General features: G+C 65.3%; 12 protein-coding genes and 2 tRNA genes. 5 read left to right on the forward strand and 9 right to left on the reverse strand.

Features of this window, described 5'->3' with window-relative positions; translation table 11 throughout:
• Window positions 1–7: 7 nt before the first annotated feature.
• From AC1RLU_RS07420 to AC1RLU_RS07430, 3 genes are all read right to left on the reverse strand, one after another.
• Window positions 8–1180 carry an MFS transporter gene (locus AC1RLU_RS07420; RefSeq protein ID WP_492794772.1) on the reverse strand — a complete coding sequence of 391 codons (1173 nt, stop codon included), beginning with the start codon at window positions 1178–1180 and terminating at the stop codon, window positions 8–10.
• A gap of 80 nt (window positions 1181–1260) precedes the next feature.
• On the reverse strand, window positions 1261–2214 hold the full coding sequence (locus AC1RLU_RS07425) for a helix-turn-helix transcriptional regulator (protein WP_492794774.1): 954 nt from the start codon (window positions 2212–2214) through the stop codon (window positions 1261–1263).
• Window positions 2215–2450: 236 nt separating this feature from the next.
• The gene (locus AC1RLU_RS07430; RefSeq protein WP_492794776.1) at window positions 2451–3626 is read right to left on the reverse strand and encodes an alpha/beta hydrolase; all 1176 of its coding nucleotides are present in this window, start codon (window positions 3624–3626) and stop codon (window positions 2451–2453) included.
• A gap of 324 nt (window positions 3627–3950) precedes the next feature.
• On the opposite strand from AC1RLU_RS07430, the gene AC1RLU_RS07435 reads away from it, so the two are divergent.
• From AC1RLU_RS07435 to AC1RLU_RS07450, 4 genes are all read left to right on the forward strand, one after another.
• Entirely contained in the window at window positions 3951–5501 is a 1551-nt protein-coding gene (locus tag AC1RLU_RS07435) for an AbgT family transporter (RefSeq protein ID WP_492794777.1), read from the forward strand.
• 50 nt (window positions 5502–5551) lie between these two features.
• Complete coding sequence (locus AC1RLU_RS07440; RefSeq protein ID WP_492794779.1) at window positions 5552–6757, forward strand: M20/M25/M40 family metallo-hydrolase; 1206 nt, start codon at window positions 5552–5554, stop codon at window positions 6755–6757.
• Between the two features lie 50 nt (window positions 6758–6807).
• Window positions 6808–8637 carry an SLC13 family permease gene (locus tag AC1RLU_RS07445; protein ID WP_492794780.1) on the forward strand — a complete coding sequence of 610 codons (1830 nt, stop codon included), beginning with the start codon at window positions 6808–6810 and terminating at the stop codon, window positions 8635–8637.
• Between the two features lie 235 nt (window positions 8638–8872).
• Complete coding sequence (locus AC1RLU_RS07450) at window positions 8873–9160, forward strand: hypothetical protein (RefSeq protein WP_492794782.1); 288 nt, start codon at window positions 8873–8875, stop codon at window positions 9158–9160.
• 578 nt (window positions 9161–9738) lie between these two features.
• Here the strand turns inward: AC1RLU_RS07450 and AC1RLU_RS07455 are convergent.
• From AC1RLU_RS07455 to AC1RLU_RS07465, 3 genes are all read right to left on the reverse strand, one after another.
• Entirely contained in the window at window positions 9739–10005 is a 267-nt protein-coding gene (locus AC1RLU_RS07455; protein ID WP_082616993.1) for a YMGG-like glycine zipper-containing protein, read from the reverse strand.
• A 637-nt stretch (window positions 10006–10642) separates the two neighbouring features.
• Window positions 10643–10719 (reverse strand) — tRNA-Asp (locus tag AC1RLU_RS07460).
• Window positions 10720–10838: 119 nt separating this feature from the next.
• On the reverse strand, window positions 10839–11288 hold the full coding sequence (locus AC1RLU_RS07465; RefSeq protein WP_139163461.1) for a hypothetical protein: 450 nt from the start codon (window positions 11286–11288) through the stop codon (window positions 10839–10841).
• 131 nt (window positions 11289–11419) lie between these two features.
• Between AC1RLU_RS07465 and AC1RLU_RS07470 the strand changes: the two genes are divergently transcribed.
• Window positions 11420–11495 (forward strand) — tRNA-Val (locus tag AC1RLU_RS07470).
• A 388-nt stretch (window positions 11496–11883) separates the two neighbouring features.
• Here AC1RLU_RS07470 and lon read toward each other — a convergent pair.
• The 3 genes from lon to AC1RLU_RS07485 all read right to left on the reverse strand — a co-directional run bounded on the left by lon (window position 11884) and on the right by AC1RLU_RS07485 (window position 16818).
• On the reverse strand, window positions 11884–14310 hold the full coding sequence (gene lon / locus AC1RLU_RS07475) for an endopeptidase La (protein WP_091855403.1): 2427 nt from the start codon (window positions 14308–14310) through the stop codon (window positions 11884–11886).
• Between the two features lie 345 nt (window positions 14311–14655).
• Window positions 14656–15927, reverse strand: coding sequence for an ATP-dependent Clp protease ATP-binding subunit ClpX (clpX, locus tag AC1RLU_RS07480; RefSeq protein WP_061963721.1), 1272 nt, complete (start codon window positions 15925–15927; stop codon window positions 14656–14658).
• A gap of 267 nt (window positions 15928–16194) precedes the next feature.
• Window positions 16195–16818, reverse strand: a complete 624-nt coding sequence (locus tag AC1RLU_RS07485) for an ATP-dependent Clp protease proteolytic subunit (protein ID WP_061963723.1) — start codon at window positions 16816–16818, stop codon at window positions 16195–16197.
• Window positions 16819–16944: the final 126 nt, after the last annotated feature.

Raw genomic sequence — 16944 nt, forward strand, 5'->3', positions numbered from 1 at the left:
CCTGGGGTCAGGGCAGGCGGTTCTCGAGCCGCGGTGCGCGCAGGGCGAAAGCGACAGGCAGCAGCAGCAGTAATCCAACGGCAGCGACCGCGGCCATCACCAGGTAGATCTGCTCCCCCCAGCTTTCGTAGAGCCGGCCGGACAGCGTCGTCAGAACGGCCATCACGCCGGCCCACCCGCCGGCGAGCCAGGCCTGGGCGCGCGCCTGCATGCTGCCCGGCGCCAGTCTCGTCAGCAGGAAGATGCTGGCAAGATGAGTGGCCCCGAACGTCAGGCCCTGCGTCACCTGAAGGCACATCAGGGTGGAGAGGTCGGGATCCCGCGACATCGCTCCCCAGCGCAGGATCGCCGTCGCGGCCGACGCCACCAACAGGCCGGCTGCGCTCGCGGCTCCGTTCATGCGGTAGCCCAGGCATGAAAACACGACGACCTCGGACAGGACGCCGAGAGCCCAGAGACCGCCCATCGCGGCGCCGGAAGTCCCGATCGTCTGCCAGTGCAGCGTGCCGAAACCGTAGAACGCCGCGTGGCTCGCCTGCACGAACGCGGCACCGGCAATCGTGCAGACGAGAAGCAGCGGATGCGCCGGCCATGCGGCGCTTTGCGCATCGTCTCGCGGGCGGTTCACGGTACCCGTTATGCAACGGGCAGCGGCAACGGCGGTGAGAATCGCCGAGACCAGCAACAGCACAACGATCGCGTCGGTCGAGAACCATTCGAGCGACCAGCCGGCCGCGAGATTGGCGGCGGCGAAGCCGAGCGATCCCCACAAACGGATACGGCCATAGGCGAGTTCCGACCGCGGCCCCCCGGCGAGGCGGCCGAGAGTCATGACATCGGCCAGCGCGATCAACGGTCCCTGCGCGAGGGCGATGGCGATGACGACGAGGAGGATCGGCCAGAAGCCGCGCGCGACGGTCAGGAGACCGGTGCCAGCCGCAACCAGCATGGCGCACAGCGTGAGCGCCACCGCAATGCGCCCGCTGCGGTCGGCGAGCGCTCCGACCACGGGATTGGCCACGACCCGGACCAGCAACGGGGTCGCCAGGATGATGCCGATCGCGTCGCTATCGAGTGACTGCGCCTGGAGCCAGAGCGGGAAGAACGGAAGATTGACCCCGAGCTCGAAAAACAGAATTGCGTAAAGAAGCGAAAGCCGCCCGGTGGGCACGCCTGTCATCAGGCCCACTCCCCGAGCGGCGGGTTTGGGCTCGGCCGGTCAGATGGCCGCGTTTTCGGGCGTGATGGAAGCCGCACCGGTCAACCCTGGCCCAGCCCTTCCCGTTCATCGGCGAAGGAGCGGACGATCCCGCGCTCGCGCGCCTCGGTCGGGCTGTAGCCGAACTCCCGCCGGAAGGCCCGGCTGAAGGTCGAGTGATCGACGAATCCAACCTCGTTTCCAATGGCGTGGATGGAGAGCGTTTCACGCTGGGAACTCAGGCGGAGATGCGCCTCGCGCAGGCGCTCTCTATTAATGAAATGAGCCACTCCGCCGCTGTTCTCGAAAAGCCGATACAGTTTCGAGCGGGACATCGCCAGCAGGCGGACCAGCCGCTCGGGACCGAAATCCGGGGCGGCCATGTTCTGGCGCACGACGGCGCGCGCCCTGTCGATGAGAGCCGCCCCCAAGGCGGAGCGCGCAGGCTCCTGATAGGTCGACAGGGGCGTGATGCAGGCCGCGATGAGGGCCCTTGTCGGCATCTCCAGGTTTGCGGCGTGCTCCGGGGTGACGTGAGGCAGATGCCGGACAAGGCCGTCCATGTAGTCGCTGAGCAGCGGTGCGAAATCCGGGCTCACCTCAACACCGTGGGCTCCATCGAGGCGCTGCTCATCGACCTGGCGCTGATCACGCGGCAGATAGAGGGTGATGACCTCACTGTCCTGCGCCTGGCCCTCATAGGGCAGCGCCAGCGAACGAAAGCTCAGCTCTCCCCGCGCCGAGCCATCGGCTGCCACCGCCCGCGCCAGCACCACACACCAATGGTCCAGATAGGATTTGGGGTGGTGCCGCCATTGCCGGCCCGGCGCGCCCGAATAGACAACACGTGTCAGAACAAGCTCCCCCAGGGTCCAGGACGAGAATGCAGCGGCAAATCCCGCCGACCGCTCCCCTGTCGGAAAAAGCTCGATCGTGTCCTTGTGCAAGGAACGCCAGGCGTCGAACTGGTCCTTCGCCTGAAGCTCCATGGTGCAAAACTGCGCCACAGAAAACATGCTGACGTCCTTCCTCACCCCACCATGAGAGAAAGCCGGCATCAGATACTCCAATTACTCTGCGGTTTTGCGCAGGCCACAGAAGCAGGATCTGATCCTAACACTGGTCGCATTTGGACGAAATTGATCTAAATCAACAGGGCAAGCCGGAAGTAGAGTTATCTAACAACAGTCTAAAATTCGAATTATCACCGAATATCCGTCAATATTGGCTTTCGCCGCCCGACCCGTCAACCCTATGGTGTCGTTGCTGCATCGAAGACTCGGATTGGCGCGGTGACCAGAAGAGTCGCGGCCGAGCTGATCGCCCCCGCCGCCGCCACGGGCGCCGGGACGTCGAAATCGGTGATCACCTGTCCCTGCAGCAGCCGGTCGCCGATGAGGCGCACTGCATCCGGGCTCGCCGCGAACAGGTCGTGATTGAGGCGGTCGCCCGCATTGATCGCGGAGAGGTCGATCACGGTGATCCCGGAGAACCCGGCGAATTGGTTGCGGTATTCCTCCTGCGTCGGGTCGATGCCGCCGAGCCGCGTCGCACCGCGCGCGATGAAGCGGGAGACCTGCAGCGCCCGGTCGTGCTGGGCCGTGAACAGCGTGATCTGCGGTCGCTTCGGCCCCATATCCTCGATCTGGCGGCGGAAGACGCCGACATCGAGATCCGGCGACGCCAGGATGAGATTGGTGATCTTGCGCGGGACGCCGCCGCTTTTGAGCGCGATCTGCCGGACCGCCTCGACGGCGGGCCAGCTTCCCATCGAATGGGCCAGGATCACGATCTCGCGGACAGAGGGGGCGGCGGCCGCGACGCCCAGCAGGTCCGCGAGGTCGGAGCGCGAATAGGACGCATTGTCGAAGTCGCGGCTGTAGTCGAGCAGGTAGCCGCGCGAGGGCCAGGAGAAGAGAACCGGCGAGGCATCGGCGTCGGCATCATGCGCCAGTTGCGCGAAGCGGAAGACGGCTCGGTCGAACGGCGTATTGAAGCCGTGCACGAACACGAAGACGCGCTTCGAGCGTCCGCTCGTCGACCTGAACCAGTCAGCGAGCTTGGCTTTCGGCAGCGCCGTGGAGGCGGTGACAGTGAAATCCGTGGCGGGATTCCCGGGAACCGATCGTGGGAGCTGGATGCTGCCGACCTCGCGGTTGCGCGGGATCGAGACGACGATATTCCGGAACGAGACGCCCTCGCCCCGCTCGCCGCTGAACAGGACGCCGGCATCGGCGGAGGGCGCGCGCGTCGTCGCCGCCAGCATGTTGACGCTGTCGGTGCCGGGAACGGGCGCCACCGGCTCCAGGAGCCCGCGCGGCGTCGATGCGCAAGCCGCCAGACCGGCGGCGAGCGCGACGAGCAGGAGCCAGGACAAACGCGCGCGAGCGGAGCGCGGGCACCGCTCCAGCCATGTCACGCCGTTCATCTCGACGCCTCGAACATCCCTTCCCCCGCATCCTGGCCCTGGTCCGGCATCGTTCCGCCCCGGTCGATCATCGGCCGACAAAGGCCCTCACCGCGGCGGACCGTAGAAAGCCACCCCGCCGGCGGCAAGCCCACACCCCGCCTACGGGCGCGACGAAGGAGACTTTGGGACAGAAGGCCCAAAGTTTGGGATTCTCTGCCGATGCTCTCCCGGCTCCCGGACTTAAGGTTCCCCCATCACGCTCGGAGCTTTGCGGGTGCCGGAGTCTTCGGCACATCGGTCACGGGTTCGCTGCTGAAAGCCTGGGCTCAAGGGGGGAATGCGATGACCACTGCCACCGTCGCGCCGAAAACGACCATGCAGAGGTTTCTCGACACCGTCGAGAAGGTGGGAAACATGGTTCCCCACCCCGTTGTCATCTTCCTGATCCTGATCGGCATCGTCATTGCCCTCTCGGCTGTGCTGGGGCTGTTCGGCACCGCCGTCACCTACGAGCGGATCAACCCCGACACCCATAAAATCGAGGCGGCGAGCACGGCGATCCAGAGCCTGCTGACCATCGACGGCATCCGCTTCATGTATTCGTCGCTGATCCCGAATTTCATGAGCTTCACGGCCGTCGGGCTGATGATCGTCGCGATGATCGGCGCCGGCGTCGCCGAGGAATCCGGGCTCGTCACCGCGCTGATCCGCAAGCTTGTGATCGTCTCGCCGCACTGGGCGCTGACCTATATCCTCGCCTTCGTCGGCATCATCGCCAGCATCGCGGCCGATGCCGGCTATCTCGTCCTGATCCCGCTCGCCGGCATTGCCTATCTCGCTGTCGGCCGCCATCCGGTCGCGGGCCTGGCGCTCGGCTTCGCAGCGGTCGCCGGTGCCTTCACCGTCAACATGCTGATCAAGCCGCTCGATGCGGTTCTGGTCGAGTTCACCAACGACGCTGCCCGCCTTGTCGACCCCAATCGCACGATCGGCCTCGCATCCAATCTCTGGTTCTCGATCGCCTCGGTGCTGTTTCTGACCGTCATCATCGCGTTCATCACCGACAAGATGATTTCGCCGCGCCTGGGCACCTACGATCCGAAGCTGGCGGCCGAGGGAACAGTCACCGAGCAAGGCGCCGTGCTGTCCGAGGCGGAGTCGCGCGGTCTTCGCTTCGCCGGTCTCGGCCTCCTCGGACTGATCGCGGTGTTCTGCCTCCTCACGCTCCCCACGGGCGCGCCCCTGCGTAATCCGACCACCGGAGAGTTGATCGGCAACTCGCCCTTCATGAACGGCCTGATCGCGCTCATCATGCTGATGTTCCTGGTCACCGGTTGGGCCTATGGCATCGGCGCCGGCACGCTGAAGACGCTGGCGGAGGTCATCGCCGCGATCGAGAAATCGATCAAAAGCATGGGCGGCACGATCTTCCTGTTCTTCGTGCTCAGCCAGTTCGTCGCCTACTTCACCTACACCAATATCGGCACGGTCATGGCGCTGAGCCTTTCGGGCGTGCTCCAGGCCGCCAATATCGGCGCCCTGCCGCTGCTGCTCGGTTTCATCGTGGTGGTCGCGATCATCGACCTGCTTCTCACTGGCGCGATCGCGAAATGGGCGATCTTCGCCCCCGTCTTCGTGCCCCTGCTGATGAAGCTCGGCGTCGAGCCGGAAGCCGTGCTCGCGGCCTATCGCATCGGCGATTCGCCGATGAACGCGATTACCCCGCTCAACGCCTATTTCGCCCTCGTGGTCGGCTTCATCCAAAGATACGACAGGAATGCCGGCGTCGGCACCGTGGTCTCGCTGATGCTGCCCTATGTCGTGTGGATGTTCGTGCTTTGGACGGCTCTGTTCGCCGTCTGGAAGCTGCTCGGCCTGCCCTGGGGGCTCTGAGCCCCATCGCAGCCCTCCCCGTCGCCAATCCAACCGTTCGGATGCAGATCATGACGACACCCGCCATTCCGCTCGACGTCGAAGCCGCCATCGCGCATCTCATGCGCTTCCTCTCGGTCGAGGGCGTGACCGGCAAGGAAGCCAATATCGGCGCTGCCGTCAGCGAGGCGCTAAAGGCCGTCGGCGTGCCGGCCTCGGCCATCCGCTTCGACGATGCCAACAAGCGCATCCCGCTGCCGACCGAGACCGGCAACCTCATCGTCGACCTGCCCGGCACCAAGGCCGGGCCGCGCTTGCTGTTCTCGACCCATCTCGACACCGTGCCGCTCTGCGCCGGGGCCAAGCCGAAGCGCGAGGGTGACCGCATCGTCTCTGACGGCACCACCGCGCTCGGCGGCGATGCCCGCACCGGCGTGGCGCTGCTCGTCGTGCTGGCCGAGACGCTGATCAAGAACAAATTGCCCCACCCGCCGATCACGCTGCTGTTCACGGTGCGCGAGGAAAGCGGGCTGCACGGCGCGCGCGAGCTGAACCCGAAGGATCTCGGCGGTGCCGTCATGTGCATCAATGTCGACGGCCAGCTCGCCTCCGAACTGCTGATCGGCGCGGTCGGCCAGGAGAACTGGGAAGTCGAGATCACCGGCAAGGCCTCCCATGCCGGCGTCGCGCCCGAAAAGGGCATCTCGGCGACGCTCGTCGGCGCGATCGCACTTGCGGAAGCTCGCCGCGAGGGCTGGTTCGGCAAGATCGTGAAGTCCGATGGCCGCGGCACCAGCAATGTCGGCATCTTCGGCGGCAAGGGCGGCACGGTCGCCGCCGGTGACGCGACCAATGTCGTCACCGACTATGCTTATATCCGCGGCGAGGCGCGCAGCCCCGAGGCCGCTTTCGCCACCAAGATCGCTGAGGCCTTCAAGACCGCCTTCGCCAAGGCTCAAGGCGAGGTGAAGGACGATGGCGGCGAGACGGCGAAGGTGACGTTCACCCACAAGCCGGCCTATCCACCCTTCGAGCTCGCCAAGGATTCGGCTGTGGTCAAGCGCGCTGCCAAGGCGCTCGGCATCCTGGGTATCGAACCGAACTACCTGTTCTCCAATGGCGGCCTCGATGCCAACTGGCTCGACAAGCACGGCGTCCCGACCATCACGATCGGCGCCGGCCAGGCCGAGATCCACACGATCAAGGAATATGTGAATCTCACCGAGTACGAAAAGGGCTGCCGTCTCGGCATCCTGATGGCGACGCTCGAAGACTGAGACCCTTCAAACGGGTCTGCTGCCGAGAACACCCCCCAAGGAGCTGATGCGTGAGTCCGATCGCCTATACCGGCATCATCGTCGCCATTACCGTGGTCCTGTTCGTCACGAACAAGGTGCCTGTCGTGCTCGTCGCGATGGGCACGGCGCTCGGCCTCTGGGCGACCGGCGTGCTCACCCTGCCTCAGGCGCTCGCCGGGCTTGGTGATCCCGCCGTCATCTTCATCGCCTCCCTGTTCGTCGTCAGCTCCGGGCTCGAGGTCACGGGCGTCACCGCCTGGGCCGGCCAGCTCCTGATCAAGGGGGCCGGAGAGGAAAGCCGGACGCGGCTCCTGCTGCTCATGATGGGGCTGGTGTCGCTTCTGGTCGCGCTGATCAGCCTGAACGGTGCGGTCGCTGCGCTGCTGCCGGTCGTCGTCGTCACCGCCGTCCGCCTGCGACGCAACTCCTCGCAATTGCTGATGCCGCTGGTCTTCGCCGGACATGCCGGCTCAATGCTCGCTTTGACCGGCACACCGGTGAACGTGCTGGTTTCCGAGGCCGGGCTCGATGCCGGCGTCGGCGGCTTCGGCTTCTTCGAGTTCGCGCTGGCCGGCATCCCGCTGCTCGCCGGCACCATGGCTATCATCATCCTGTTCGGGGAGAAGCTTCTGCCCCAGCGCAACGGCGCGACCATGCCGGCCGATTTCAGCCGCCACGCCAGGACGCTGGTCGAGCAATACGGGCTGGCGAGCGGCGTCCATCAACTACGCGTCCGCGCGACCTGCCCCTATGTCGGGAAGCGCTCCGACGAAGTCGACCTCGGCACATGGTCCGGGCTCCAGCTCGTGGCGGTCCAGGACGGCGACACGGCCGGGCCGCTGCGTCGCACGACGATCGCCGAGGGCGACCATCTGCTGCTGCGCGGCGATGCCGAGGCCGCGGCCAATTTCGCGGCGCAGATGCACCTCGCGTTCCGCGAGGAAGGCGCGGGCGATGGCGAAGAAACCCTGTTCAACCGCCGCTCGGGCCTTGCCGAGGTGGTGATCCCGCCGCGCTCCGGCCTGATCGGCCAGACCGTGTTTCCCGGCATGGTCACCGAAAGCGGGGACCTGATCATCCTGGCCGTGCAACGCGGCGCGAGCGAGGCTCCGAACGCCGGCAAAACCAAGACGGCCGGCGTCGTGCTGCAGGCTGGCGACACCATGCTGCTGCAGGGCACCTGGAAGGCGCTCGACACCCATCTCGACGATCCCGACGTCCTCGTCGTCAGCTCCCCGGAACTGGTGCGACGCCAGGCCGTGCCGATGGGTCCGGGCGCCAAGCAGGCGATCATCATCCTGTTCGCGATGGTCGTGATGCTGGCCACCGGCATCGTTCCGTCTGCCGTGGCGGGCCTGCTGGCGGCCGGTGCGATCATTCTCTGCGGCATCATGACCGTCGAGCAATCCTACCGCGCGATCAGCTGGACGACCGTGATCCTCGTCGGCGCGATGATGCCGCTCTCGACCGCGATGATCCAGACCGGCGCAGCGAAGATGCTGGCCGACCACCTCGTCTCGATGGTGGGCGACGCCGGGCCGACCGCGCTGCTCGCCGGCCTGTTCATCCTGACCGCGGTGCTGGGCCAGCTCATCAGCAACACCGCGACGGCGCTGATCGTCATCCCGATCGGCGTCGCCGCAGCCACCGCCATGGGCATCTCACCGCGGCCGGTGCTGATGAGCACGGCGGTCGCCGCAGCCGGCGCCTTCCTGACGCCGATTGCGACGCCGACCAATCTGATGGTGATGGGACCAGGCGGCTACGTCTTCAGCGATTACTGGAAACTCGGGTTGCCGCTGCTGATCTGGTTCTTCGTCGTGGCGGTCTTCATCGTGCCCCTGATCTGGCGCTTCTGAATTTCGCAAGCAACCGCAGCGATGACGGCACGCTCCTCTCGCTCTTTTAATTAGCCCTCGTCAATCAAAGGCACAGGCAGATAATCTTGCCGCTTCCACAAAAAACGAAGACACCGACTGGAGTTCGATTATCGAACTCTGCTCCGACCGGGAACGATCGCGAGCATTGGCATGGCAATGGTACCAGGAGCCATAGCTCCACCGAGCGCACATAACGATCAAGGTAATTGACGAGATGCAGATGGAACGCAGATCATTTTTGATTTCACTTGTCGGCGGCGTGCTGATTGCGGCGACAGCGAAGGCGGCGCCGGTCGAGGCACGATCCGCAGTGGCGACAAGCGCGCTCGACACGCTGGATGCCGAATTCACGCAAGGCCCGCCGCAGCCGCGGTCACCGGGCGCGGCTACCCTTCCCGCTCGGCCAGAAAATCCGCGGCCGCGCCGGAAGAACTGGCATCGCTATCGCCAGCGCAACCGCCGGCCGCTGCCCCCGCCGCCCCGGCACCGCGGGCGCCGCTGACGGCAAATCGGAACAGCCCCCATCCCGTGTGCGGGAGCCAGCCCGTCAGCCTCGTGGGCCTGCACTCGGGCGCGCCGCGCGCCACACAAGCAGGCGAGCCGATGTCAAATCCGGCTCCAATCGCGGAGACCCGTCAGGACGGCGTGGCTCGACGTGGAGGCCGCAAACGACCTCGGGAGCGGCGAAGCCGCGGGGCACGCCATTTCTGGCTACGCGGCTGCCGGGGGCGAAACTGCCGCTTCCGATTATAGTACAGTTGCGGGCGTTGGCTGAATGCCACATCGACCTGGTCCAGCGCACGCGCCGTCCCTTCTGGCAGCGCTGCCTCGCCTGTCGTGGCAGCGCCGATGGCAATGTCGAACAAAGCCGAACCGGCCAGCCCGAGAAGTCCAGACAGAACCAGCCGTCTGCTCACCATATCATGCTTCTCCTGCCACCAGCGCACCAGGCGCCAGCCCGACATATGCCCCAAGCCAATCCGGTCAGGTCTCTGCCCTCGGGCTCCCAAACTCCCGTCAGGCGAAGCAAGGGGCCGTCATTCCCGACGATCGTCGGGCCAGCGGGCTTGTTTCAGAACGTCAAGGGCAGCGCGCCTCGAACACGCGCCCATGGCGGTCACGATAAAGGCAGTTGTTCGGAGTGGTCGCCCGGCCAATCACGGCGCCCGTGACACCGCCCACAGCGGCACCGATCGCCGCTCCACGCCCACCTCCCGCAATGCCGCCAACGATGGCACCGGTCCCAGCGCCAATGGCCGCACCGCCGAGGGTCCGCTGATCGGCAGAATTGGCATTGCACCCCGCAAGAGCCAAGCCGATGACGAAGACTGCAATTTTCGCGCGCATCCCTGTCCATCCTTCTCAAAATCGAGTGGCCTTCGGCTTCGCAAGAAGCGGGTCCCACAATGATGGAACGCCATCGCAAGCGATCTTCCGAGACTGCCACAAGCCTAGGCTGCGCAACCGAAAATGCATCCGCAGAGAATCTCAGGGCCTGTACTCAACATCCCAACCTGTCCCCCCGGCCTGCTGACGGCTTCATGGACCTGGCGGTTAGGCTGATGCAGCCGATCGTCGAGTGCCTGCAAACCACGTCGTCAAGCTCGGCTTGCGAACGCCCACGGGACCGAGTTCCGAAAGGCTCTCTATCGGTATCATCTGTGGTTTGGTTGTGAGGTCGGCGTTCATGGCATCGTCAGTGCGACGGCGCGCGTTTCCGCTACGCGGTGGCCAGCATCCATGGGGTGACGCCGTTGTCGGCGACGAGTTTCTGGAACTGTCCGCTGGCGCACTGCGCTGGAGTTGACCCGGTTTCAGAAGACCTACAGCCCGGTCAACATCGCCACCGTCCGTGACGTCGATGCCAGCCGTCGCCAAGGGCGCGCCAAACTCAGAAAGAACAAAACGAGGTGAAAGGTGGAATGGGCCTGCGCCGGAAAGTGTAACGACCGGGCGGCCAAGCAAGCTAAGGCTTTGATTTATATGGCGCGGGCGACGGGGCTCGAACCCGCGACCTCCGGCGTGACAGGCCGGCACTCTAACCAACTGAGCTACGCCCGCGCAGGGCGGCTGGGGCATTCGCCGTCAGCGACGTGGTGAGTATTGCCCCCGACCGGAAGTGTCAAGCGAGTGACGCCGGCAAAATCGCATCTGGGGAAAATTATCCTCGCCCTCTCCTATCACTCGGCCGCGTCACCCTCGTTCCATGGCGATGCCAGGCAGGGATCGAGCAGGACGTGGCGGCTGTCTTGGCGGTTATATCCGCCGCGCAGGACCGCCTTGTCGCCCAGCTTCAGGTCGCCGGCGCCATAGGTCACGCACAGAACCCGGACGCCCGGTGCGGCACAGACCGCGACATACCAAAGCGCGCCGTCCGTCCGGATGAGACTCACCGTTCCCGCGATCGCCATGTCGACACGCGAATCGCGTGGCACCGAATCCGGGAGCTGCGCCGCGATGCTCTCGCAGCTCGCCGGCTTGCCGGGCTGCTCCGGATGGGAAAAGGCCGGACGATCGACGAAGAAGGAATCAGGCAGGAGCGACTGCGCCGCAGCCTGCCCTGCAGCGAGGACGAGGCCGAGGCAGGTGCCTGCCAGTACGCAGCGCAGGACGGGACGAGAACGGGTCAAGCGGCTGATCTCCATGAGCCCGGCAGGGTGACGATGAAGATGGCGGAATTCGGCCGCCCGCAAGCCTTCGCAAGGCGCTTGCCCGACAATGCTTGCGATGCGGCGGCCGAGGCCTTAAAGGCGACCGCGAGGGGCGGTTAGCTCAGTTGGTAGAGCATCTCGTTTACACCGAGAGGGTCGGCGGTTCGAGCCCGTCACCGCCCACCAGATCCGTCAGGCAGCAGCCCTCGCAGCCTGCTGGCCGCTAGCCAACTCGCTCCGCACGTCGCCTGGCGGCGGCATCGAGCCGGGCGACACGGCGGAGCGCTTCTTCGACATCGGCCGAACCGGCCAGCTTCAGCGGATTCAGCGGATGATCCGCCTCCGCCAGCGCCCGACGTACCGGCGCGGGCAGGCTATCGAATGCAGCCCATCCATCCGGTTTCGGCCTGCGTTTCGGAAGCCGTCGCAGCTTCATGGCCCTCTGATCGAACTGCCTGCGGAAAAGCAGGCTTAAAATGGTCCTGAACAGGCCTTGCGGCAATGACCGGCCTGGCGCCCAAAAGAAAGCCGCCGGCGCTTGCGCGCCGGCGGCTCGTTCTTCCTGGATCCAAGGTCAGTGGGCGACGAGGCCCGCCGCGTCGTCGTCCGCGCCCTTGGGCGGCACGGCCTTGAGATCCTCTTCCCAGACGATCGGAACCGGCTGGCGGGTCAGCGCATGCTGGAGAACCTGCTCCATGCGCGCGACCGGGATAATCTCCATGCCATCCTTCACCGACTTCGGCAGGTCGATCAGGTCCTTGGCGTTCTCCTCGGGGATCAGCACCTTCTTGATGCCGCCGCGAAGCGCCGCCAGGAGCTTCTCCTTCAGACCGCCGATCGGCAGCACCCTGCCCCGCAGCGTGACCTCGCCGGTCATGGCGACGTCCCGGTTGGTCGGGATGCCCGTCAGGATCGAGACGATGGTGGTCGCCATCGCGATGCCGGCCGACGGCCCGTCCTTCGGGGTCGCCCCCTCGGGAACGTGGACGTGGATGTCACGCCGGTCGAAGAGCGGCGGCTCGATGCCGAAATCGACGGCCCGCGAGCGGACATAGGATGCCGCCGCCGAGATCGATTCCTTCATCACGTCGCGCAGGTTGCCGGTGACGGTCATGCGGCCCTTGCCGGGCACCATGACGCCCTCGATCGTCAGCAACTCGCCGCCGACCTCGGTCCAGGCCAGACCGGTGACGACACCGACCTGATCCTCCGTCTCCGCCATGCCGTAGCGATAGCGCGGCGGGCCGAGATACTCCTCGAGCAACGGCTCGTTGACCACGACCTTGGCCTTCTTGCCGAGCACGATGTCCTTCACGCCCTTGCGGACCGTGTTGGAGAGCTCGCGCTCGAGATTGCGGACGCCGGCCTCGCGGGTATAGCGCCGCACCAGCGTCTGCACGGCCTCGTCCGTGATCGACCACTCCTTGCCGCTGAGCCCATGCTTCTTGATCGCATTCGGGATCAGGTGCTTGCGGGCGATCTCCGTCTTCTCTTCCTCGGTGTAGCCGGCGATGCGGATCACCTCCATCCGGTCCAGCAGGGCCGGCGGGATGTTCAGCGTATTCGCCGTCGTCACGAACATCACGTTCGACAGGTCGTAATCGACCTCGAGGTAATGGTCGTTGAAGGTCGAGTTCTGCTCGGGGTCGAGCACCTCCAGCAGGGCCGCCGAGGGGTCGCCACGGAAGTCCTGGCCCATCTTGTCGATCTCGTCGAGTAGGATGAGCGGGTTCGAGGTCTTGGCCTTCTTCATCGACTGGATGATCTTGCCGGGCATCGAGCCGATATAGGTGCGGCGGTGACCGCGGATCTCGGCCTCGTCACGCACGCCGCCGAGCGACATGCGCACGAACTCGCGGCCGGTCGCCTTGGCGATCGACTTGCCGAGCGAGGTCTTGCCGACGCCCGGAGGGCCGACGAGGCACAGGATCGGACCGGCGAGCTTGTTGGCGCGCTGCTGCACGGCGAGATATTCGACGATGCGGTCCTTGACCTTGTCGAGGCCGAAATGATCGTCGTCGAGCACCAGCTGGGCGGCGTTGAGATCCTTCTTGATCTTCGAGCGCTTGCCCCACGGGATGCCGAGCATCCAGTCGAGATAGTTGCGCACCACGGTCGCTTCCGCGGACATCGGCGACATCTGGCGCAGCTTCTTCAGCTCGGCCGTCGCCTTGTCGCGGGCTTCCTTGGTGAGCTTGGTCTGGGCGATGCGCTCTTCCAGCTCGGCCAGCTCGTCGCGGCCTTCATCGCCGTCGCCGAGCTCCTTCTGGATCGCCTTCATCTGCTCGTTGAGGTAGTACTCGCGCTGGGTCTTCTCCATCTGGCGCTTGACGCGCGAGCGGATGCGCTTCTCGACCTGCAGCACGGACATCTCGCTCTCCATGAGCGACAGGACCTTCTCCAGGCGATGGGCGACGTTGGTGATCTCCAGCACGCCCTGGCGATCGGCGATCTTGACCGCCAGATGCGAGGCGACGGTATCGGCGAGCTTGGTCGGCTCGTCGATCTGCGTGACCGCAGCGACGATCTCGCCCGAGATCTTCTTGTTGAGCTTCACATAGCTCTCGAACTCGCTGACGACCGAACGGGCGAGCGCCTCGACCTCGACCTTCTTGCCTTCTTCCTCGGCCAAGCCGGTGGCCTCGGCCTCGTAGAAGGATTCGCTTGCCGAATAGGACGAGGCCTTGGCACGGCCGACGCCTTCGACAAGCACCTTCACGGTGGAATCGGGCAGTTTCAGCAGCTGCAGCACGCGGGCGAGCGTGCCGATCTCGTAGATCTCGTCGGGCTGCGGATCATCGTCGCCGGCGTTCTTCTGTGTCGCCAGCAGGATCAGCCCGTCCGTCTTCACCACTTCCTCGAGCGCGCGGATGGACTTCTCGCGGCCGACGAAGAGCGGGACGATCATGTGGGGGAAAACGACGATGTCGCGCAAAGGCAGTACCGGGAAGGTGCCGGCCTCGCCTGGGACGAAGGGAGCGCGTGGCGTCGAGCCAGTCATGGCAATTCCTTTGCAGTTGCGCCCGGCGGACCCCCGAGATGGGCGGAACGATCGGACGTGTGCGGCCAAGGCGACCATTCGCCTCTCCGCCCTCGCGCATCGCACCCTCCAAGGCATGCGACTCTCGCAAGTGCACCTAAAGTGGAGACTTCCTCGCCGGCTTTCAAGCGAGGTATCCGGCCCATGCACCGCTGTCCTGCAACGGACGAGGGACGGATGCCGCGAGAAGAGGTGGTTCAATCTCGCGCAGGGCTGTTGCGATGCGAAACCGCGAGCGACCCATGCCCATCACAACGCAAAACGCGCGCCAAGGGCGCGCGTCCTGTTGTCGCATTGCAGGAAAGGTCAGGAGGCCGAGGCGGTCTTCGTCTCGTCCTCGCGCTCGGCATAGATGAAGAGCGGGCGGGCCTTGCTCTCCACCGCCTCGGGGCCGATCACCACCTGCTCGACGCCTTCGAGGCCGGGCAGTTCGTACATGGTCTCAAGCAGGATGCTCTCCATGATCGAGCGCAGGCCGCGCGCGCCGGTCTTCCGCTCGATCGCCTTGCGGGCGATCAGGCTGACGGCCTCGTCGGTGAAGGTGAGCTGGGTGTCCTCCATCTCGAACAGGCGCTGATACTGCTTGACGAGCGCGTTCTTCGGCTCGGTCAGGATGGTCTTCAGCGCCGGCTCGTCGAGATCCTCCAGCGTCGCCAGGACGGGCAGGCGGCCGACGAATTCCGGGATCAGGCCGAACTTCAGGAGATCCTCGGGCTCGACCTGACGGAAGATCTGGCCGATGCGGCGGTCGTCCGGGGCCTCGACCTTGGCGCCGAAGCCGATCGAGGTGCCCTGCCCGCGGCTCGAGATGATCTTGTCGAGACCGGCGAAGGCGCCACCGCAGATGAAGAGGATATTGGTGGTGTCGACCTGCAGGAATTCCTGCTGCGGATGCTTGCGCCCGCCCTGCGGCGGCACGGAGGCGACGGTGCCTTCCATGATCTTCAGCAGCGCCTGCTGGACGCCCTCGCCCGAGACGTCGCGGGTGATCGAAGGGTTGTCCGACTTGCGGCTGATCTTGTCGATCTCGTCGATATAGACGATGCCGCGCTGCGCCCGCTCGACATTGTAGTCGGAGGCCTGGAGCAGCTTGAGGATGATGTTCTCGACATCCTCGCCGACATAGCCGGCCTCGGTCAGCGTCGTCGCATCGGCCATGGTGAAGGGCACGTCGAGGATGCGGGCGAGCGTCTGCGCAAGCAGTGTCTTGCCCGAGCCGGTCGGCCCGATCAGCAGGATGTTCGACTTCGCCAGCTCGACGTCGTTCTGCTTCGTCGCATGCGAGAGGCGCTTGTAATGGTTGTGCACCGCCACCGAGAGCACCTTCTTGGCGTGCTCCTGGCCGATGACATAGTCGTCGAGGACCTTGCGGATCTCCTTGGGAGTCGGCACGCCGTCCTTCGACTTCACCAGCGCGGATTTGGATTCCTCGCGGATGATGTCCATGCAGAGCTCGACGCATTCATCGCAGATGAACACGGTCGGGCCCGCGATGAGCTTGCGGACCTCGTGTTGGCTCTTGCCGCAGAAAGAGCAGTAAAGCGTGCTCTTCGAGTCGCCGCCGGGCTTGTTAGCCATCGTCCATCTCCAGTTCGGGAGCCGGGAGCCGCATCGCCAGTGGCGGATGCAGCCGTCGTCTCTCCGTCATATCTAAGCGCTCAGATCACGATGATTAGGTTAACGGCCCGTTCCGGTACATTCGGATACGCAGGGCCGGCCCAAGCCGGATCAGATTGGAGCGCTCGTCCGCTCACCCCCGGCCCCATGCAAACACGGGGCCGATCCTCAATGCAATATGGGGGCTCCGGAAGGCCGGGCCAACCCACAGGATCGCGAGCGCCGCGATCAGGCCTCGGGCTCGGCGCGGCGCTCCATGACCTTGTCGATCAGGCCGAAATCGCGGGCCTGCTCGGCGGTCATGAAATTGTCGCGCTCCAGCGCGGCGACGATGTCCTCGTAGGGACGCCCGGTATGCTTCACGTAGATTTCGTTCAGCCGCTTCTTCAGGCTCTCGACTTCCCGGGCGTGGATCAGGATGTCGGTGACCTGACCCTGATAGCCGCCGGAGGGCTGGTGAACCATGATGCGGGCGTTCGGCAGGGCGAAGCGCATGTCCTTGGCACCGGCCGTCAGCAGCAGCGAGCCCATCGAGGCGGCCTGGCCGATGCAGACCGTGGTCACCGGGCAGCGGATCAGCTGCATGGTGTCGTAGATCGAGAGGCCGGACGTCACCACGCCGCCGGGCGAGTTGATGTAGAAGGAGATTTCCTTCTTGGGGTTCTCGGCCTCGAGGAACAGGAGCTGCGCCACGATCAGCGACGCCGAGTAATCCTCGACCGGGCCGGTCAGGAAGATGATGCGCTCGCGCAGCAGGCGCGAATAGATGTCGAAGGCGCGTTCACCGCGGCTCGACTGCTCGACCACCATCGGGACGAGATTGTTGTAGGTCTCGAGCGGATCGCGAAGCATGGATCTGTCCTTGAGGTGGAGCGCTGGGGAAGCCAGCGAGATGTCGAATCAGCGGTGTCTAGGCAGACACTCACTTAAGCACGGCAGTCGCGGCTGAAAAGGGAAGCGCCGCCGGTCGCGAAGGCC

This window comes from Allobosea sp. GW822-FHT05A11 (assembly GCF_058800455.1).

Bases quoted from the DNA above. Each gene is read 5' to 3' on its own strand.
- AC1RLU_RS07450 (WP_492794782.1), top strand. From the start codon at position 8,873: ATGCAGATGGAACGCAGATCATTTTTGATTTCACTTGTCGGCGGCGTG.
- lon (WP_091855403.1), bottom strand. From the start codon at position 14,310: ATGACTGGCTCGACGCCACGCGCTCCCTTCGTCCCAGGCGAGGCCGGC.
- AC1RLU_RS07435 (WP_492794777.1), top strand. From the start codon at position 3,951: ATGACCACTGCCACCGTCGCGCCGAAAACGACCATGCAGAGGTTTCTC.
- AC1RLU_RS07485 (WP_061963723.1), bottom strand. From the start codon at position 16,818: ATGCTTCGCGATCCGCTCGAGACCTACAACAATCTCGTCCCGATGGTG.
- AC1RLU_RS07420 (WP_492794772.1), bottom strand. From the start codon at position 1,180: ATGACAGGCGTGCCCACCGGGCGGCTTTCGCTTCTTTACGCAATTCTG.
- AC1RLU_RS07455 (WP_082616993.1), bottom strand. From the start codon at position 10,005: ATGCGCGCGAAAATTGCAGTCTTCGTCATCGGCTTGGCTCTTGCGGGG.
- AC1RLU_RS07425 (WP_492794774.1), bottom strand. From the start codon at position 2,214: ATGTTTTCTGTGGCGCAGTTTTGCACCATGGAGCTTCAGGCGAAGGAC.
- AC1RLU_RS07430 (WP_492794776.1), bottom strand. From the start codon at position 3,626: ATGAACGGCGTGACATGGCTGGAGCGGTGCCCGCGCTCCGCTCGCGCG.
- AC1RLU_RS07440 (WP_492794779.1), top strand. From the start codon at position 5,552: ATGACGACACCCGCCATTCCGCTCGACGTCGAAGCCGCCATCGCGCAT.
- clpX (WP_061963721.1), bottom strand. From the start codon at position 15,927: ATGGCTAACAAGCCCGGCGGCGACTCGAAGAGCACGCTTTACTGCTCT.